Source organism: Microbulbifer sp. MLAF003 (assembly GCF_030012965.1).
In the GTDB taxonomy this organism is placed as follows: domain Bacteria; phylum Pseudomonadota; class Gammaproteobacteria; order Pseudomonadales; family Cellvibrionaceae; genus Microbulbifer; species Microbulbifer variabilis.
In genome coordinates, this window is the sequence record NZ_CP120232.1 from 4,845,186 (window position 1) to 4,863,846 (window position 18,661).

Below are 18,661 nucleotides of genomic sequence, written 5' to 3' on the forward strand. Positions count from 1 at the left end.
ATCGAATCCTATTACACGTCGAGGTTTTCTACCGCCAGGGCATTGGTCTCGATAAAGTCACGGCGTGGCTCTACCTGATCGCCCATCAAGGTGGTAAAGATCTGATCTGCTGCGATAGCATCTTCAACGGTTACCTGCAGCATACGACGGCTCTCTGGGTCCATGGTGGTTTCCCAAAGCTGCTCCGGGTTCATCTCACCTAGCCCCTTATAGCGCTGGATACCGTAGCCTCTGCGGCTCTCGCCCATCAGCCAGTCCATCACTTCAGGGAAGCTGCCAACAGGGTGCTGCTTCTCGCCGCGCTGGATAAAGGCACCCTCTTCCAATAGACCCACCATTTTCTCACCCAGAGCGCAGATAGATGCGTACTCAGCGGAATCGAAGAACTCGTGGTTAATCAGGTAGTCACTGCCAACACCGTGGGCCACGATATGGATATGGGGCAGGAATAGGCCGCGCTCGGTGTTCTCCTGAACCGTCACTTCGTGACGACGGGTTCCACCACTCTCTTCGTCACCGAGTTTCTCCTGGAGCTTCTCACTCCAAGCTGCGACTTTCTCCTGGGACTGGAGGTCTTCCTGAGACAAGTTGGGCAGGTAGATCATGCTGCGCAGCACTTCCTCAGGGTACAGACGCGACAGGCGGTCGATTGTCGCCAGTACGCTGCGGTACTCGCCTACCAGGCTTTCCAGGGAGGCACCAGAAAGCCCAGGGGCATCCTGGTTCACAAACAGCGTGGCGCCTTCCAGGGCGGCGTTAGTGAGGAACTGGGTTAGAGCGCCCTCATCCTTAAGGTACTGTTCCTGTTTGCCCTTGGAGATCTTATACAGCGGCGGCTGGGCGATGTAGATATGGCCCCGCTCGATCAGCTCCGGCATCTGACGGAAGAAGAATGTGAGCAACAGGGTACGGATATGGGCTCCATCCACGTCAGCATCGGTCATGATGATGATGCTGTGGTAACGCAGCTTGTCCGGGTTGAATTCGCTCTTGCCGATGCCACAGCCCAGTGCGGTAATCAGGGTACCCACTTCGGCGCTGGAAAGCATTTTGTCGAAGCGCGCTTTTTCCACATTGAGGATCTTACCCTTCAGCGGCAGGATCGCCTGGGTGCGACGATCGCGGCCCTGCTTGGCAGAACCACCAGCGGAGTCACCCTCCACCAGGTAAATTTCAGATAGTGCCGGGTCTTTTTGCTGGCAGTCCGCCAGTTTCCCGGGCAGGCCGGCAATATCCAACGCTCCCTTGCGGCGAGTCATTTCGCGGGCCTTGCGGGCCGCCTCACGGGCTTTGGCCGCGTCGATCATCTTGGTGACGACAGATTTGGCTTCCTGTGGGTTCTCCATCAGGTAATCTGTGAAGTGGTGGCCCATCTCCTGCTCTACAGCGGGTTTCACTTCGGATGAAACCAGCTTGTCCTTGGTCTGGGAGGAGAATTTCGGGTCCGGAACCTTCACAGAGATAATCGCGGTGAGACCTTCCCTGGCGTCATCGCCAGTGGTGTTCACTTTGTCTTTCTTGCCCAGGCCTTCCCGCTCGATATAGCTGTTCAGGCCACGGGTCAGGGCTGCACGGAAGCCCGCCAGGTGGGTACCGCCATCGCGCTGGGGAATATTGTTGGTGTAGCAGAAGATGCTTTCCTGGAAGCTATCGTTCCACTGTAATGCCACCTCTACTGCAATTCCGTCTTCACGCTGGCTCTGGAAGTGCAGAACCTTGTTAATCGGGGTTTTGTTCTGGTTGAGGAACTCCACAAAGGCACTCAAACCACCTTCGTATTCATAGACCTCTTCCTTACCACTGCGCTCGTCCTTCAGGACAATACGCACACCGGAGTTCAGGAAGGACAGCTCGCGCAAGCGTTTGGCCAGCACGTCGAAATGGAATTCGATATTGCTGAAGGTATCCTCTGAGGGTTTGAAGTGCACTGTGGTGCCGGTGGTATCGCTGTCACCCACAACTTCCAGAGGTGCCTGGGGCACACCGTGGTGGTAGGTCTGCTCGTGGATCTTGCCACCGCGACGGATAATCAGCTTCAGCTCCTTGGACAGAGCGTTTACTACCGATACCCCTACCCCGTGCAGACCGCCGGAGACCTTGTAGGTGTTGTCATCAAATTTACCGCCCGCATGAAGGACGGTCATAATCACTTCTGCTGCAGAGACCCCCTCTTCCGGGTGAATCTCTGTTGGGATACCACGGCCATTGTCCGATACAGAAATGGACTCATCCGGGTGGATGGTTACACGGATCTCATCACAGTGGCCGGCCAGCGCTTCATCGATGGAGTTGTCAACCACCTCGAATACCATGTGGTGCAGACCGGTGCCATCATCGGTATCACCAATATACATTCCGGGGCGCTTGCGCACCGCATCCAGGCCTTTTAATACCTTGATACTGCTTGAGTCATAGCTTTGCTGCTCTGACATTTATTCGCTCCATTCAACTTATTGTGCGGCCGAAGCTTCGGCACTGATCTTCCCATGTTCCACGTGGAACACTTTTGGGCAATTCCAAGGGGCATCTAGCTGCCGCCAGGGGCGGCTTGTAGTGCCCTCCTCAATTCCGGTTACAAGCACCTGGCTGGCACAACGCCCTACCCAGTGCGCAAAAATCTGTTGATTGTATTCATCCAGCTCCGCTGGCAGATCGTCAACCAGGAATACCGGTTTCTCCCGGTGACGACACACCAATTGCGCCATAGCCGTTCGGACAGCACATACCAGCATCTTCTGCTGGCCACGGGATAAAACATTGTGCGCTGACTCTCCCGCAACGGTAAAACGGAGATCTGCCCTGTGAGGCCCAGTGCGGGTATGCCCTTGACTGAGATCACCCTCCCGAGACTCCCTAAGCGCCTCAGCCAGCTCGACCTCCTTTCGCCAACCACGCCGATAGCTTATATCCACTTTGTGTAACAGGCTAAGAGGCAACCCCACCAGAAGCGCGGTCACAGCCGCTCGCAGCTCATGGAATTGGCCCTGACGCAGGCTGTCTACCCTCTCGCCACTCTGAGCCAACTGATGCTCCCAAATCCCAATCGCATCAGCGTCGATTTTACCACGTCGCAACAAGGCATTTCGCTGCTTCAATGCGATTTGGTAGTTTTTCCATTCCTGCGCAAAAAGATGTTCCACGTGGAACACTGTCCAATCCAGAAGTCGCCTACGTACACCGGGCCCGCCATCCAGGGCGGAGAAGCTATCACTATTGATCAACTGCAAGGGCAGACAACTGGCGAGCTGTGAACTGGACTCAGCTGCCGTCTGGTTGATACGCACACGACCACTACCGTTGGCCAGACGTTCAACACCGAGGTTGAGCCCCGTATCCAGCTGGGTAAAAACCGTAAGTCCGGGCTGATCATGTTGAATAACAGATTTATGCTGACGAGATCTAAAGGAGCGACCTGTAGCCAACATATGTACAGTTTCAAGGACTGAAGTTTTGCCACTCCCATTTACACCACAGAACAGGTTTACTCCTGCGTCCAAAAACAGGTCAGCTTGAGAGATATTACGAAAATTGGAGATCAGAAGACGGGTCAGTGCCATAGACCCTTCTCCTCGCTAGCCGGGGGAATGCCAGCCGCAAGATTCTGAAAAAACAAAGGGACCACCTGTCCATGATACAAAGCGGTCCCCTCTCGAAAGTGAGCCAAGCTTCTCAGCCTGAGTCTTATAGGCGCATCGGCATAATCACATAGAGGGCATCGCCCTCCTCAGGCTGCTGCAACAGCGCACTGCTGTTGGCATCCGCCAGACTGATGCGGATTTGGTCACTGTGGATTGCACCGGTAACATCCAGGAGATAAGAAACATTAAAGCCAATCTCCATAGGCTCTCCCACATAATCCACCAACATCTGCTCCTCAGCCTCCTCCTGTTCAGGGTTGTTGGCAATAATTTGCAGTAACCCCTCGGAAACCTGTAAGCGTACACCGCGATATTTCTCGTTAGAGAGAATGGCCGCACGGGAGAATGCCTGGCGCAGCCCCTGGCGATCGGCATAAACAACATTGCCTGCACCTCGTGGCAGAACGCGCTCGTAATCCGGAAACTTGCCATCCACCAATTTGGAGGTAAACGTAAACTGGCCACTAACAACACGGATATGGTTATTACCCAGTACCACCTGCGCCTGGGTATCAGTGTCCTCTAGCAGACGACCAAGTTCCAGTACACCCTTACGGGGAACAATAGCTTGTATCGGAGTTGAAACATTTAATCCCGGCGCATCCCGATCACAGAGGGCCAGCCGGTGACCGTCAGTGGCGACGGCACGAAGTTGCTGTGGGCGGCACTCGAGCAATAAGCCATTCAGGTAATAGCGGACATCTTGCTGAGCCATGGCAAAGCTAGTCGCTTCAATAAGGCGGCGGATCTCACGCTGGGAGATGTCGAAACGTGTTTGGGCGCTTGCTTCCTCCTGATTGGGGAAGTCGGCAGCAGGCAGGGTTGATAACTGGAAACGGCTGCGCCCACTGCGCAGCACCAGGCGCTCACCATCGCGCTCAAATTTTAATTCAGCACCATCGGGCAAAGATCGGCAGATATCCAACAATTTACGTGCTGGGACTGTCACCTCACCTTCCATCTCCACACCGTCCACCGGCAGGCGGCCAACAATCTCAACCTCGAGATCAGTCCCAGTCAGGGACAGCTCTTGCCCCTGTAATTGCATCAATACATTGGCCAGGACCGGCAAAGTCTGGCGCTTCTCGACAACGCCGGCTACCAGTTGTAGCGGTTTCAGCAGGGCGTCCCGGCTTACATTGAATTTCATCGGTAGTTTCGCCTTGTTTGTCAGTTATTCGATTAAGTGGTCAACGACCGTGTCAGTAACTTTACGTCCTCACGGATATCCGCGTCGGACTCCTGCAGTTCGCGGATTTTACGGCAAGCGTGCAGGACAGTTGTATGATCCCGCCCGCCGAAGGCATCGCCGATCTCCGGCAAACTATGATTGGTGAGCTCCTTGGCCAATGACATGGCAACCTGGCGCGGCCGCGCGACGGAACGACTGCGTCTTTTAGAGAGCAGGTCCGCTACCTTAATCTTGTAGTATTCGGCAACCACTCGCTGAATATTGTCCACGCTTACTAATCGGTCTTGCAGGGCCAATAAGTCCTTTAAAGCCTCACGCACCAGAACATCATCAATTGCACGACCGGTAAACTGGGCATTTGCAATCACCCTGCGCAGAGCGCCTTCCAGTTCCCGGACGTTGGACCGGATACGCTGAGCAATAAAGAAAGCAGAATCGTGCGGCAATTCCACACCAAATTGCTCGGCTTTCTTCATTAATATTGCCACGCGAGTCTCCAGTTCCGGAGGCTCCACGGCTACAGTCAATCCCCAGCCAAAACGTGACTTGAGACGTTCTTCGAGGCCATCGATCTCCTTGGGGTAGCGGTCGCAAGTCAGAATAATTTGCTGCCCGCCCTCAAGAAGTGCATTGAAAGTGTGGAAAAACTCCTCCTGGGAGCGCTCCTTACCCGCAAAAAACTGAATATCGTCAATCAGCAGGGCATCAACAGAACGGTAATAGCGTTTGAAATCACTAATCGCATTAAGCTGCAGCGCCTTTACCATATCCGCTACAAAACGCTCGGAATGCAGGTAAACCACTTTGGCATTGGGATTACGCTCTAACAGGGCATTACCGACCGCATGCATCAAGTGTGTTTTACCAAGGCCGACGCCACCATATATAAAGAGTGGGTTATAAGCTCCACCGGGGTTATCGGAAATCTGCTGCGCAGCCGCAAGGCCAAGTTGATTAGATTTACCCTCAACAAAAGATTTAAAGGTGAAGTTACGGTTGAGCGAACTGCCATGTTTGATAGCCCCCTCTACCTCCACCTGGCGCGCCGGCGGTTCTGGAATTGAGCGTGCCATCTCACCCATAGCCGGAGGGCGCAGATCAGTGAGTGCCAGTTCCCCTGTCGTCATCTGCTCCGCAGTAGCCTCCTCTGCCACGGCCGGATGAGGGGTACCTCGCAAACCACTTCCAAAGGCTCCAACCGGCATGGGTTGCACGGGTAATGAAGAGGTCGCTGCAGATAGTGGGGAAGATGCTGTTGAAGACGGTGGTGGACTATGCCAATTGCCATTAGATGCCAAACCGCCGCGAGCCGCTGAAGTATCTGGTGATGCTGGTATAGCCGACGGTACCTTAGGAGGTATAGGTGTAGACGTCGGTACTGGTGACGGTGCGGGCTCGGCCATAGTTCGATTACGCTGAAAACGCGCAGGGCGGCGCGCAGTAATTTCCAGGGCCACCTGCAGTGGCTGACCGGGAGAAAACTGATGCACGAGTTCACGGATACGATTCAGGAATTTTCCGCCAACCCAGTCCAACACGAAGCGGTTCGGCGCGATCAGGCGCAACTCGCCCTCCGCACATGCGGGATTGACGCGTAACGGTCTGATCCAGGTATTGAACTGCTGCGACGGTAGCTCGTCCTGCAAACAACCAGCGCACTGCTTCCAAACGGATTCAGTCAAGAAACCCCCAAAACCCCAATATGGTAAGACCACTGAGAAAACGGCAAGACCGGACAAAGAAACGTCCGAGGCCGTCAAAATAAGATCGGCGCAGTATACCTTTCTAGCAGTAGGTTATCCACAAGAAAGGATACCTCTGTTGAAAAATAAGCGTAAAAAAGTCCACACAATCAAGTAATTGAACAACAATTAATCAGCTGTTTGGCTAAGACATAAAAAATTATCCACAGATACCTGTGCATATCTTGGGATCAATCAGTGGGCATCGCGAGATACTTCAAGCGCCTCAAGGGCTTGATAAATTGACGGGAAATAGAACGCAAAATTTGTCAGCGAAGGAATCGAATTTCCCCTGCCAGTGCGTTGCTTTCACTGCTGCCTTTCTATACAATCCGCGGCCTTCGCAGCGCGTAGCTCCGTCTGCCCCGGCTTTGTGCCGGACCGGAGTCCAGGCCGCGGCCGGGGATGGTCCCGAGAAACTTCGAACACAAAGTCTCAGGTAGCAAGACTATGAAACGCACATTTCAACCCAGCAACTTGAAGCGCAAACGCACTCACGGTTTCCGCGCTCGTATGGCAACCAAAAACGGCCGTAAAATCCTGGCCCGCCGTCGCGCTAAAGGCCGCAAAGTACTGTCTGCATAATATCTCTTCTTTTTAGAGATTCTCCCTATGCAGCAGGTGCGCAGCAGCTTTGGATTTGCCAAGACTCTGCGCCTGCTTAATGCGGCGCAGTATCGCAAGGTTTTCAATGAAAACGTTGTGCGCGCCGCGCACCCCCACCTCCTGATCCTCGCATGCCCCAGTGATTCTGAGCATCCGCGCCTCGGCTTGGTAATTGCCAAGAAGCATGTGCGCAACGCCTCCGACCGCAATCGAATCAAGCGAATTACCCGAGAAACCTTCCGCTTGCAGCAACACCAGTTGCCGCCGCTGGATGCTGTAGTATTGGCTCGCCCGGGGGTTGCAGATCTGGATAAGGCCGCACTGGCGAAGACACTAAACAAGCTCTGGCGCAAGCTGGCCAAGCGCGCGCAACAGCCACAATCGAAGTCATGAAGTGGCTACTGATCAAGCTGATACACGTCTACCGCTATCTGGCCAGCCCATGGGTAGGTAACCAGTGCCGCTTTTACCCAACCTGCTCGCGATACTCCGAAGAGGCGATTGAAACTCACGGAGCCTTAAAGGGGGTTATTTAACTGCGCGCCGCCTTATAAAATGCCACCCCTGGCACCCTGGTGGACTGGACCCGGTTCCCCCCACCAAACACAAGAACACGCTCTAGGTATTAAGATGGATTGGCAACGCTATACGCTGCTCGGTGGAATTCTCGCGGTTCTCCTCGCACTTATCTTCCAGTGGAATGCATTTCAAGAGCAGCACACTCCTGAACTCGACCGCGAAACCATAGTTCACAACGATATACAGAGCGGCAACCAAATCCCGGCGCAGACCAGCGAAAACGGCAATGGCGATGTACCCCAACTGGAGTCTCAAGCGCCAGCAGAGACAGGCACCGAGGGCGGCCAACGCACGCTCATCAATGTCACCACCGACGTCTTTGATCTGCTCATTGATCCTCGTGGCGGTGATATCGTAAAAGTGGCCCTGCGACAGTTCCAAGAAAAACTGGATACGCCTGACCAGCCCTTAATCCTGTTAAACCAGACCCGCTATCACACCTATATCGCCCAGAGTGGTCTGATCGGTAACAACGGCACCGATAGCGCCGCTGGCCGCCCCCTATTTAAGGTTGAAAAGACCAACTACGCCATGGTCGAAGGGCAGGATCAGTTGATTGTGGACCTGACCCTGCAGCAAGAAGGTGCAAATATCACCAAACGCTACACCTTCAAACGTGGTGACTACCTCGTTCAGGTGGCCTACCTGGTAGATAACACCAGCTCCAAGCCTTGGTCTGCCGCCATGTTTGGCCAGATCAAGCGCGATGCCAGTGAGCCGGTGACCGATACCGGTTTTGGTATGTCACCCTTCCTCGGTGCCGCTCTTCACACCAACGAAGAAAATTACTTCAAGCAGGATTTTGAAGAAATCGCCGAGAAACCCACCCGCACCACAGTGGAAGGCGGTTGGGTAGCCATGGTGCAGCACTATTTCCTTAGCGCCTGGATTCCCCCACAGGATGAACGCAACACTTTTGAGCTGCGCGAATTGTCCAACGGACTCTTCCGTATGGGCTTCACCGCCCAGCCGGTACAAATCCCCGCCGCGACTCAGGGCGAGCTGAGCGCTTCCTTCTATGCCGGCCCCAAGGATGTCTACCGCCTGGAGGAGATCTCACCCTATCTGGACCTGACCGTGGATTACGGCTGGCTGTGGTGGATTGCCAAACCGCTGTTCCGCGTACTGCACTTTATCCAGGAGCATATTGTCAGCAACTGGGGCTGGGCGATTATCCTGCTCACCGTATTTATCAAGACTCTGCTGCTGCCTTTATCCGCCGCAGGCACCAAGTCCATGGCTCGTATGCGCAAGTTTGCGCCGCAGATGAAAAAACTGCAGGAGCAATACAAGGACAACCGGCAGAAACTCGCGGAAGAGACCATGAAGCTCTACCGCCGGGAGAAGATCAATCCAATGGGCGGCTGTTTGCCAATCCTGTTACAGATGCCGGTATTTATCGCGCTCTACTGGATGCTCACTGAAACTGTGGAGCTGCGCCATGCACCCTGGATTTTCTGGATTCACGATCTATCGGCAAAGGATCCTTACTTTATTCTGCCGGTTCTGATGGGTGCCTCCATGTGGTTTATGCAGAAGCTAAACCCAGCCCCTACTGACCCCACCCAGGCACGTATCATGCAGCTGATGCCAGTAATGATGACCGTGTTTTTCCTGTGGTTCCCGGCCGGCCTGGTACTCTACTGGATTGCCAACAACCTGATCACTATCGGCCAGACCTGGTATATCAACAAGCAGGTAGATGCCGGAAAGTACTGATCTACCCACAGCAAGCACTATTAACAAGGGCCGCAAAAGCGGCCCTTTTCCGTTCTGTCGAGTACACTCTGCCGATGACACAACAAAGCCTCAATCGCGAAACTATCGCCGCCGTCGCCACCGCCCCTGGGCGCGGTGGCATTGGTATTATCCGTCTCTCCGGCGCCAATGCCCTGCAAGTTGCCCAAAAAATCTGCGGAGCAAAGCCCCTGGAGCCCCGCTATGTCCACTACCGGAATTTTTATCATGGCGAACAACTGATTGATCAGGGCCTGGCTCTGTTCTTTCCCGGCCCCAACTCTTTCACTGGAGAAGATGTGGTCGAACTCCAGGGGCATGGAGGCCCGGTTATTCTCGACCAATTGCTACAGGCAGCCATTGAACAGGGGGCACGCCAGGCACGCCCTGGCGAATTCTCTGAACGGGCTTTTCTCAACGACAAAATAGACCTTACCCAAGCCGAGGCCATCGCCGATCTAATCGATGCAGGCAGCTCCCAGGCAGCGCGCAACGCCATGCGCTCACTACAGGGGGCTTTTTCCGAGAAGATTGAGGACCTGGTAGAGAGCCTCACCCACCTTCGTATCTACGTTGAAGCGGCCATCGACTTTCCGGAAGAGGAAATCGACTTCCTCGCCGATGGCAAGGTCGCCGCAGATATTGAAGCTCTACTAGCCCAGGTCACATCGGTAGAAGTTCAGGCCCGTCAGGGCGCCATCATGCGAGAGGGTATGCGGGTGGCCATCGCTGGTCGCCCAAATGCGGGAAAATCCAGCCTGTTAAACGCCCTCGCAGGGCACGATGCAGCTATCGTTACGGATATTGCCGGTACCACCAGGGATATCTTGCGCGAACATATCCACATTGATGGAATGCCCCTGCAATTTGCCGATACCGCTGGCCTGCGCGATGCACCAGATAAAGTCGAACAGATCGGAATTGAGCGTGCCTGGGTGGAAATACACCAGGCCGACCGAGTCCTATTGGTAATGGATGCAGAACAGCTGCACTCCCTGAATCCTACTGAGGCCTGGCCCGAATTCACCAATCAGCTAAACGACCTTAGCAAGCTGACATTGATTTTAAATAAGATTGACCTCACCGAATACAGTGCTGGCCTGCAAGCACATACCGAAGGCGTACCTGTCATCGCTATCAGCGCTAAGACAGGCGCGGGCCTCGATAGCCTAAGGGAGCACCTAAAGCAGAGCATCGGATTTAGCGGTGCAGCAGAAGGTAATTTCAGTGCCAGGCGCCGGCACCTGGACGCCCTGGATCGCGCTAAGGCCTTTATTGAGCAGGGACAGCAACAATTGCACTCTAGTGGGGCTGGAGAACTGCTAGCAGAGGACCTACGCCAAGCCCAACAGGCATTGGGTGAAATCACCGGGACAGTCAGCGCTGACGAACTTCTGGGCAAGATATTTGGCAGCTTCTGTATCGGCAAATAGTAAGCTGCCTGCTTCTCGCCGGTTTACTCTACACGGGGAGTGACCAAGAACTCCCCTTTATCCCCCGTATTTCCCCAGCTTATCTTCCCTGGCACAACATCCACACCCCCTGTACACAGGAAAACCTCAGAATTATTGAGGTGAATTAATTCTATCCCCACTTTTCCCGGACTTTTCCCCTGAACTCATTACACAGTCTGCTATGCAATGCCGCGAGGAAAGCAACCTCTGAGTATTCCATCAGCTTCCTCTCTCGGTAAGTTATACATGTCCACGGGGATTTCCCGTGGATAAAACTATTAATCCGCATCTCACGGTTAACTCACATCCTTGAGTCCTTATATTCACAGGTTTATACATTATTCAAGATTACACACAGGTATCCCTCGTAGAACCTTGGCAAAATCCCACTGACCCTAGTCGAAAAAATACTAGTGTGAGCAAAAAAGGGGATAAATACCCGTAAAGATGGCTAATCATATGATGATAACTTTGAGCCTAAGACTCGATACGCAAAGTTATCCCAAGTTTCCACAACGCCATACCCTACTTGCACCCCCTACTACCAAGGGGTTTAAACTGTAGTTTTACTTGATGTAACCCATTGATTTTAATGATTTTTTTGTTTTATACCGCATTCCAAACGCGCTAATAAAAACAATAAAATCAAAACACTTCATATAAGAGATATATTCATTCTTTAATAAGAGCATTAAGAGATAAGTAATCTTTCATTCATAAGGGCCTAAGCAAGACTCAATTTCCGCCTTGCTGGATAGGGAGCTCATACAAAGTATCTGAGAGTGAGAAAGATAAAAGACCAGCTATGACAAACAGCTAATTGCTGAGGGGCGTACACTGACTATAAAATGTGCGCCCCCAGTTGTAACCAGTAGCAGCCACTATGGATTTCCCCAAAAACTATGATGTAATCGTGATCGGCGGAGGCCACGCAGGTACTGAAGCCTCCCTGGCAGCCGCGCGAATGGGAGCTTCTACCCTGCTGCTGACTCACAATATCGAGACTCTTGGGCAAATGTCCTGCAACCCGGCCATAGGTGGCATCGGCAAGAGTCATCTCGTTAAGGAAGTCGATGCCCTCGGTGGTGCTATGGCAGCGGCAACAGACCTGGGCGGAATCCAGTTCCGGGTCCTCAATGCCCGCAAAGGTCCTGCGGTAAGGGCAACTCGGGCCCAGGCCGATAGAGCCCTGTATCGCGCTGCTATCCGTTCGATCCTGGAGGCACAGGAAAACCTGGAGATCTTCCAGCAAGCGGCGGATGACCTGATTGTCGAAGGTGAACGCGTTGTGGGCGTTGTCACCAATGCAGGTGTGCGCTTTCGCGCCAAGACAGTGGTACTGACCGCCGGGACTTTCCTCGGTGGGCGTATACATATCGGCTTGGATAACCACGCCGGCGGTCGCGCTGGAGACCCGCCCTCGATTGCCCTTGCAGATCGTCTGCGGGAACTGCCTTTCCGCGTCGACCGCCTCAAAACCGGCACCCCTCCCCGTATTGATGCCCGCTCGGTAGATTTCAGCGAGCTGGAGGAACAGTGGGGAGATAGCCCCACACCGGTGATGTCTTATTTGGGCAGCCGCGATCAGCACCCGCGCCAGGTCTGCTGCTGGATTACCCACACCAATGCCCGCACCCATGAAATTATCCAGGGTGGGCTCGATCGCTCGCCCATGTATTCCGGCGTGATTGAAGGGATTGGCCCGCGCTACTGTCCCTCCATCGAAGACAAGGTGCACCGCTTTGCGGACAAAGATAGCCACCAGGTGTTTATCGAGCCGGAAGGGTTGACCACCAACGAGCTGTACCCCAATGGTATTTCCACCAGCCTGCCCTTCGACGTACAGATTGAGCTGGTGCACTCCATCAAAGGCTTTGAAAAGGCGCATATCACTCGCCCTGGCTATGCAATTGAGTACGATTTCTTCGACCCGCGCGACCTTTTGCCGTCCCTGCAAACCAAATTTATCCAGGGGCTCTACTTTGCCGGACAGATCAATGGCACCACCGGCTACGAGGAAGCGGCTGCCCAGGGACTTCTGGCTGGCGCCAACGCCGCCCTACAGGCCCAGGAGCGCGAAGTCTGGTCCCCGCGTCGGGATGAAGCCTACCTGGGCGTGCTTGTGGATGATTTGATCACCAGTGGTACCAAAGAGCCCTACCGCATGTTTACCAGCCGCGCGGAATATCGCTTGCTGCTCCGTGAGGACAATGCTGACCTGCGTCTGACTGAAAAAGGCCGCGAATTGGGCCTGGTCAACGATACCCGTTGGGCCGCGTTCAGTGAAAAGCGCGAGGCGATCGCCCGGGAAACCCAGCGACTGCAAGATACCTGGGTGCACCCAAAGACGCCCCAGGCCGCCTCCGTAGAAACCAAACTGCCACAGCCATTGGCGCGGGAGTACAGCCTGATGGACCTGCTGCGCCGTCCGGAACTGGGCTATCAGGATGTGGCGGGCCTCAAAGGGGAAGCGGTAACCGACGAGCAGGTTGCCGAACAGGTGGAAATTTCGGCCAAGTACGCCGGCTATATCGATCGCCAGCGCGAGGAAATTGAGCGCTTGCAGGCCTACGAAGATACCCCGATCCCGGCGGACTTCGACTACAGCGATATTTCCGGTCTATCCAATGAGGTTAAGCAAAAGCTGGGAGAGACCCGCCCGGATACCCTGGCGCGGGCCTCGCGGATACCGGGCGTGACGCCCGCATCCATATCCCTGCTGCTGATCCAGTTGAAAAAGCGCGGGCTGCTCAAGCGCAAAAAAGCGGTATAAATCGGTTGTCCACAGGGTATCCCGCGAGGCCCTGCGGGGTTTGAATTTCGCGGGACTACTGGGGGATAGACCCATTTCTCACTCAATGGAACAGTTTCGTCCGCGCCTGTTAGAGGCGGCGGCACAGATGTCGGTGACACTCAGTGACCGGCAGCAGGATCAGCTACTGGAATACCTGGCGCTTTTTGCCCGCTGGAACAGTGCCTACAACCTGTCCGCCATACGCGACCCGGAGCAGATGCTGGAGCGCCATATTATCGACAGCCTCAGTGTGGTAAATCTCTGTGGCGAAGGCTCTTTAATCGATGTGGGTAGCGGAGGCGGCCTGCCGGGAATTCCCCTGGCAATTGTGCATCCGGAGCGCGCCATCACCCTGCTCGACAGCAATGGCAAGAAGACCCGCTTCCTGTTCCAGGTGGCCAGCACCCTGCCCCTGCCCAATATCACGGTAGTCAATGAGCGGGTAGAAGCCTTTGTGCCAGATCAGCCTTTTGCCGGTGTGGTTTCCCGCGCCTTTGCCTCCATCGAGGATATGGTCAATGGCAGTGAGCACATGTTGGCACCCAAGGGTCGTTTTTATGCCATGAAGGGCAAGCTGCCTGAGGATGAGTTGAGCGCTCTGCCAAAAGGCATTAAGGTCGAGCAGGTGCACCGGTTGTCGGTGCCCGGCTGCGACGGTGAGCGACATATGATTCAGCTCTGTCGCACAGAATAAGATGATAGTTTGGCGGGTTTATCGCCCGCCCAATCCTGCTCCCCTATCGTGGGGCACAACAGCCGCCGCCCGAAGCCGAGCCGGCGTCGGGGCAAACGCACCCGGAAACAACAAAGGACAAGAATCTTGAGCAAGATATTTGCTGTGGCCAACCAGAAAGGCGGGGTTGGCAAGACCACTACCTGCGTCAACCTGGCCGCATCTTTGGTTGCCAACAAGCGGCGCGTATTGCTGATCGATCTGGACCCCCAGGGCAATGCCACCATGGGCAGTGGTGTGGATAAAAGTGACCTGGAGGTGTCCGGTTACGATGTGCTGGCCGCTGAATTACCCGTTGAGCAGGCCATTGTATCCACAGAGAGCGGTTTTGATTTGATCCCGGGCAACGGTGACCTGTCTGCGGCAGAGGTGGAGTTGCTGAATCTGGAGGGGCGCGAATCCCGCCTGCGCCGCGCCCTGGCTGCGGTGAGCAATCGTTATGACTACGTGATTATCGACTGTCCGCCATCGTTGAATATGCTGACGGTAAACGCCCTCTGTGCAGCTCACGGCGTATTGATTCCCATGCAGTGTGAATACTATGCCCTGGAGGGGTTATCAGCACTGGTGGATACCATCACCCAGATCCAGCAGGCCGCCAATCCGGACCTGAAAATCGAGGGCATCTTGCGCACTATGTACGATCCGCGCAACAGTCTCACCAGCGAAGTGTCGGCGCAGTTGCAGGAGTTTTTCGGCGATCGCCTGTATCGAACCTGTATCCCGCGCAATGTCCGTTTGGCAGAGGCTCCCAGCTTCGGCAAGCCGGCGCTGGATTACGACCGCCATTCGAAAGGGGCTATTGCCTACCTGGCACTGGCTTGCGAAATCAATCGCCGCCATCCCGCCAATCCATCTTCCAATAAGAAAAGCCGCCCTGTGGCGGAAGCCGTATAAGGGGTAATTACTATGGCCGCCAAACGCAAAGGACTGGGCCGGGGTTTATCCCACCTGATCAGCAATAAAAACAGCACCGCGATCGCCGAGGCTACCGGTGAAGCTGAAACCGAAACCGCCGTGGTCGACGGTGAGTTGAAGGAGTTGCCGATAGAGTTTTTGCAGCGCGGCCGCTACCAGCCACGCCGGGATTTTCCACAGGAATCCCTGCAAGAGCTGGCGGACTCGATACGCGCCCAGGGCATTATGCAGCCGATCGTCGTGCGCGGTATCGGTGAGCAGAGCTATGAAATCATCGCCGGTGAACGGCGCTGGCGCGCGGCCCAATTGGCGGGACTGGAGAAAGTGCCGGCACTGGTGCGCAGCGTTTCCGATGAAGCGGCCATCGCTATGGCGCTGATTGAAAATATCCAGCGCGAAGACCTGAATCCGGTAGAGGAAGCTGTAGCCCTCAAGCGTTTACAGGATGAGTTCAAGCTGACCCAGCAGGAAGTGGCCGATGCGGTGGGCAAATCCCGAACTGCCGTGACCAACTTACTGCGCTTATTGAGCCTCAGCGAAGAGGTGCGCACTTTCCTGGAGCGTGGCGATTTGGAGTTGGGCCACGCCAAAGCATTGCTCGGTCTCTCCGGTGCCACCCAGCGTTCTGCCGCGCGCCAGGTAGTCGAGCGCAGCCTCACCGTGCGCCAGACAGAGGCGCTGGTGCGCCGCTTGCAGCAGCCAGCTGCGCCTGCGCCGGAAAAAGCTAAGCCCGATCCCAATATCCGCCGCCTTACCGAGCGCCTGGCAGAAAAAGTCGGTGTGCCCGTGTCTATCGATCATAACGATAAGGGCAATGGTCGCCTGGTGCTCAAATACACGACCTTGGAAGAGCTGGACGGAATCCTAGCCCATCTGGGTTACGCCGAAGATTGAGCCAACAAAGAAATGCGCGCCCTAGTGGCGCGCGCAATAACTGTTGGCAAATACTCACTGCGCTGGGCAATTCCGCCCAAAACCTCCCGAAAATCAAATAAGTTGGCGACATTTGCCGGTTGAATCGGCGATGCTGTTGCAGCATAATTCGCACGCCCAAATTTTGGGCGGACAGCGCAAAAAAGTCGGCTTATCCCGTCTATGACAAAACCCCCGGTATTACGAATAGCCGCGGTACAGCTTTTGCTGGTATCGGTGGCCAGTGCGGTACTGCACTTGAGTGGCAAACCGGTGACGGCGCTCTCCGTATTTATTGGTGGTGCATTGTGTGCACTGCCTGGCGCATATTTTGGCAGGCGCGCCTTTCGCGACAGCGGTGCGCGCGCGGCCCCTCGTGTGGTAGGTAATTTCTACCGCGCGGAAACCGGCAAATTTATATTGACCATGGCAGGTTTTGCAGCGGTGTTTGCCACCGTCAAGCCAATAAATGCTGCGGCGCTTTTTATTAGCTACGCCCTCTGTGTAATCGTGCAGTGGATTTTGGTAGCGCGCATGGTCCGCTAGCCGGTGGATAAGAAAAAGAATTCTTACTTTTACGATTGTTGAGGAACTATGGCAGGCGAAGCTCAAACCGCGACGGCGTATATCCAACACCACCTGCAAAATATGACTTATGGCAAGCTGCCGGCCGGGTATACCCGTGCCGATGGCACTGTGCTCAATGAGTCTACATGGACTATGGCGCATTCCTCCCAGGAAGCTGCGGATATGGGCTTTTGGGCCCTGCACGTAGATACCTTGGGTTGGTCTATCGGCCTCGGTCTGATTTTCTGCTTCCTGTTTGCCCGCGCGGCTAGGAAGGCCAGTGTGGACAGACCCACCGGGTTCCAGAGCTTTGTGGAGCTGGTAACCGAGTTTATTGACAAGCTGGTTAGGGAAACCTTCCCCCACCGCAACACAATGGTAGCCCCTATGGCGCTGACCATCTTTGTGTGGGTGTTCCTGATGAACCTGATGGACCTGGTACCGGTGGACTGGCTGCCGATGGCTGCCGCCAAGATCTCCGGAAATGATCACCTTTTCTTTAAAGTGGTTCCAACCACTGACCCCAACGCCACCTTGGGTATGGCTCTGGCGGTATTTGCGCTGATGATTTTCTTCAGTATTCGCGAAAAAGGTGCACTCGGCTTCCTAAAAGAGCTGACTCTGCACCCTTTCCATACCGGCAAGTTGTTCTTTGACATTCTGCTGATCCCGGTGAACTTCCTGTTGGAAGCTGTTTCTCTCATTGCCAAGCCGATCTCCCTGGGCCTGCGACTGTTCGGAAACCTCTATGCCGGTGAGATGATCTTTATCCTGATCGCGATTGTCTTCGGTGTGGGTGTCCTCGGCTTTATCGGTGCGGGTCTCCTGCATATGGGCTGGGCGATCTTCCATGTGCTGGTGATCATCCTTCAGGCGTTCGTATTTATGGTATTGAGCACCGTGTACATGGCGATGGCGCACCATCGCGACGATGAACACGAGCACGATCAATAAGTTTTTAACCCTTTTTTCGACCTCTACAACAACTCTTTAACTTTGATTTGGAGAACACAATGGAAGCATTAGGTCTGGTTTACATCGCAAGTGCACTGCTGATCGGTCTGGGCGCCCTGGGCACCGCTATCGGTTTCGGTACTCTGGGTGGCAAACTGCTGGAAGGTTCCGCCCGTCAGCCTGAACAGGCCCCGGCTCTGCAGGGCAAAATGTTCCTGATGGCAGGTCTGCTTGACGCGGTTCCGATGATCGGTGTTGGTATCGCTATGTACCTGATCTTCGCCGTAGCTCCTGGTCTGGTTTAATTACGCCGTTCCAATTGCCCTTAACCCTATTTAAAGAGCAAGAGGTGTCGGTGTGAATATCAACCTGACTCTAATCGGCCAGTCGATTACTTTCCTGTTTTTCGTCTGGTTTTGCTGGAAGTTTGTTTGGCCGCCACTTTTGGGCGTGATGAAAGAGCGTGAGCAGAAGATCGCAGATGGTCTCGCTGACGCCGAACACGCGCAGAAGGATCTGGAACTGGCCAAGCGCAAAGCTGCCGAGCAGTTGAAGGAAGCCAAAGATCAGGCTAACGAGATTATCGATGGTGCCAACAAGCGCGCCAATCAGATTCTCGATGAAGCCAAGCAAGCGGCGCAGTCTGAAGGCGATCGTCTCAAGATTGCCGCTAAAGCTGAGATCGACCAGGAAGTGAATCGCGCGAAAGAGCAACTGCGCAGCCGCGTGGCAGATCTGTCTGTCCTTGGTGCGGAGAAGATTCTTGCGGTCAATATCGACGCTAAAGCGCACAACGACCTGATCGATAAACTGGCAGCCGAGCTGTAAGCGAGGA

The 18,661-nt window shown here is 54.6% G+C and carries 16 protein-coding genes and 1 pseudogene; 13 read left to right on the forward strand and 4 right to left on the reverse strand.

What is annotated here, in order from left to right:
• Positions 1–11: 11 nt before the first annotated feature.
• The 4 genes from gyrB to dnaA all read right to left on the reverse strand — a co-directional run bounded on the left by gyrB (position 12) and on the right by dnaA (position 6,512).
• Positions 12–2,432: a DNA topoisomerase (ATP-hydrolyzing) subunit B gene (gene gyrB, locus P3339_RS23080; RefSeq protein WP_282952041.1), complete on the reverse strand. Its 2,421-nt coding sequence runs from the start codon at positions 2,430–2,432 to the stop codon at positions 12–14.
• A gap of 18 nt (positions 2,433–2,450) precedes the next feature.
• The gene (gene recF, locus P3339_RS23085) at positions 2,451–3,557 is read right to left on the reverse strand and encodes a DNA replication/repair protein RecF (protein ID WP_282952042.1); all 1,107 of its coding nucleotides are present in this window, start codon (positions 3,555–3,557) and stop codon (positions 2,451–2,453) included.
• A gap of 124 nt (positions 3,558–3,681) precedes the next feature.
• Positions 3,682–4,788 carry a DNA polymerase III subunit beta gene (gene dnaN / locus P3339_RS23090; protein WP_020413882.1) on the reverse strand — a complete coding sequence of 369 codons (1,107 nt, stop codon included), beginning with the start codon at positions 4,786–4,788 and terminating at the stop codon, positions 3,682–3,684.
• Positions 4,789–4,820: 32 nt separating this feature from the next.
• On the reverse strand, positions 4,821–6,512 hold the full coding sequence (gene dnaA / locus P3339_RS23095) for a chromosomal replication initiator protein DnaA (RefSeq protein WP_040628923.1): 1,692 nt from the start codon (positions 6,510–6,512) through the stop codon (positions 4,821–4,823).
• A gap of 510 nt (positions 6,513–7,022) precedes the next feature.
• Between dnaA and rpmH the strand changes: the two genes are divergently transcribed.
• The 13 genes and pseudogenes from rpmH (at position 7,023) to P3339_RS23160 (ending at position 18,654) form a co-directional block, all read left to right on the forward strand.
• Entirely contained in the window at positions 7,023–7,157 is a 135-nt protein-coding gene (rpmH, locus tag P3339_RS23100) for a 50S ribosomal protein L34 (RefSeq protein WP_020413885.1), read from the forward strand.
• A 27-nt stretch (positions 7,158–7,184) separates the two neighbouring features.
• Positions 7,185–7,571: a ribonuclease P protein component gene (rnpA, locus tag P3339_RS23105; RefSeq protein WP_020413886.1), complete on the forward strand. Its 387-nt coding sequence runs from the start codon at positions 7,185–7,187 to the stop codon at positions 7,569–7,571.
• Positions 7,568–7,800 (forward strand): annotated as a pseudogene (gene yidD, locus P3339_RS23110) (membrane protein insertion efficiency factor YidD). The gene rnpA and the pseudogene yidD overlap by 4 nt, the downstream one beginning before the upstream one ends.
• Positions 7,801–7,808: 8 nt before the next feature.
• Positions 7,809–9,476 carry a membrane protein insertase YidC gene (gene yidC, locus P3339_RS23115; RefSeq protein WP_282952043.1) on the forward strand — a complete coding sequence of 556 codons (1,668 nt, stop codon included), beginning with the start codon at positions 7,809–7,811 and terminating at the stop codon, positions 9,474–9,476.
• A 74-nt stretch (positions 9,477–9,550) separates the two neighbouring features.
• A complete protein-coding gene (gene mnmE, locus P3339_RS23120; protein WP_282952044.1) occupies positions 9,551–10,927 on the forward strand; it encodes a tRNA uridine-5-carboxymethylaminomethyl(34) synthesis GTPase MnmE in 1,377 nt (458 codons plus the stop codon).
• Between the two features lie 904 nt (positions 10,928–11,831).
• Positions 11,832–13,721, forward strand: a complete 1,890-nt coding sequence (gene mnmG, locus P3339_RS23125) for a tRNA uridine-5-carboxymethylaminomethyl(34) synthesis enzyme MnmG (RefSeq protein ID WP_282952045.1) — start codon at positions 11,832–11,834, stop codon at positions 13,719–13,721.
• Between the two features lie 85 nt (positions 13,722–13,806).
• Positions 13,807–14,436: a 16S rRNA (guanine(527)-N(7))-methyltransferase RsmG gene (gene rsmG, locus P3339_RS23130; RefSeq protein WP_020413890.1), complete on the forward strand. Its 630-nt coding sequence runs from the start codon at positions 13,807–13,809 to the stop codon at positions 14,434–14,436.
• A 126-nt stretch (positions 14,437–14,562) separates the two neighbouring features.
• Positions 14,563–15,372 (forward strand): ParA family protein, encoded by an 810-nt coding sequence (locus P3339_RS23135; protein ID WP_282930567.1) that lies wholly within the window; start codon positions 14,563–14,565, stop codon positions 15,370–15,372.
• Between the two features lie 12 nt (positions 15,373–15,384).
• On the forward strand, positions 15,385–16,287 hold the full coding sequence (locus tag P3339_RS23140) for a ParB/RepB/Spo0J family partition protein (protein WP_020413892.1): 903 nt from the start codon (positions 15,385–15,387) through the stop codon (positions 16,285–16,287).
• 201 nt (positions 16,288–16,488) lie between these two features.
• Positions 16,489–16,851: an ATP synthase subunit I gene (locus tag P3339_RS23145; RefSeq protein ID WP_282952046.1), complete on the forward strand. Its 363-nt coding sequence runs from the start codon at positions 16,489–16,491 to the stop codon at positions 16,849–16,851.
• Between the two features lie 48 nt (positions 16,852–16,899).
• The gene (atpB, locus tag P3339_RS23150; protein ID WP_020413894.1) at positions 16,900–17,826 is read left to right on the forward strand and encodes a F0F1 ATP synthase subunit A; all 927 of its coding nucleotides are present in this window, start codon (positions 16,900–16,902) and stop codon (positions 17,824–17,826) included.
• 59 nt (positions 17,827–17,885) lie between these two features.
• A complete protein-coding gene (atpE, locus tag P3339_RS23155) occupies positions 17,886–18,131 on the forward strand; it encodes a F0F1 ATP synthase subunit C (RefSeq protein ID WP_020413895.1) in 246 nt (81 codons plus the stop codon).
• A 52-nt stretch (positions 18,132–18,183) separates the two neighbouring features.
• Positions 18,184–18,654 (forward strand): F0F1 ATP synthase subunit B, encoded by a 471-nt coding sequence (locus P3339_RS23160; protein ID WP_020413896.1) that lies wholly within the window; start codon positions 18,184–18,186, stop codon positions 18,652–18,654.
• Positions 18,655–18,661 lie beyond the last annotated feature (7 nt).

Coding starts and splice junctions, on each gene's coding strand:
- gyrB (WP_282952041.1), bottom strand. CDS start 2,432: ATGTCAGAGCAGCAAAGCTATGACTCAAGCAGTATCAAGGTATTAAAA.
- recF (WP_282952042.1), bottom strand. CDS start 3,557: ATGGCACTGACCCGTCTTCTGATCTCCAATTTTCGTAATATCTCTCAA.
- dnaN (WP_020413882.1), bottom strand. CDS start 4,788: ATGAAATTCAATGTAAGCCGGGACGCCCTGCTGAAACCGCTACAACTG.
- rpmH (WP_020413885.1), top strand. CDS start 7,023: ATGAAACGCACATTTCAACCCAGCAACTTGAAGCGCAAACGCACTCAC.
- rnpA (WP_020413886.1), top strand. CDS start 7,185: ATGCAGCAGGTGCGCAGCAGCTTTGGATTTGCCAAGACTCTGCGCCTG.
- yidC (WP_282952043.1), top strand. CDS start 7,809: ATGGATTGGCAACGCTATACGCTGCTCGGTGGAATTCTCGCGGTTCTC.
- mnmE (WP_282952044.1), top strand. CDS start 9,551: ATGACACAACAAAGCCTCAATCGCGAAACTATCGCCGCCGTCGCCACC.
- mnmG (WP_282952045.1), top strand. CDS start 11,832: ATGGATTTCCCCAAAAACTATGATGTAATCGTGATCGGCGGAGGCCAC.
- rsmG (WP_020413890.1), top strand. CDS start 13,807: ATGGAACAGTTTCGTCCGCGCCTGTTAGAGGCGGCGGCACAGATGTCG.
- P3339_RS23140 (WP_020413892.1), top strand. CDS start 15,385: ATGGCCGCCAAACGCAAAGGACTGGGCCGGGGTTTATCCCACCTGATC.
- P3339_RS23145 (WP_282952046.1), top strand. CDS start 16,489: ATGACAAAACCCCCGGTATTACGAATAGCCGCGGTACAGCTTTTGCTG.
- atpB (WP_020413894.1), top strand. CDS start 16,900: ATGGCAGGCGAAGCTCAAACCGCGACGGCGTATATCCAACACCACCTG.
- atpE (WP_020413895.1), top strand. CDS start 17,886: ATGGAAGCATTAGGTCTGGTTTACATCGCAAGTGCACTGCTGATCGGT.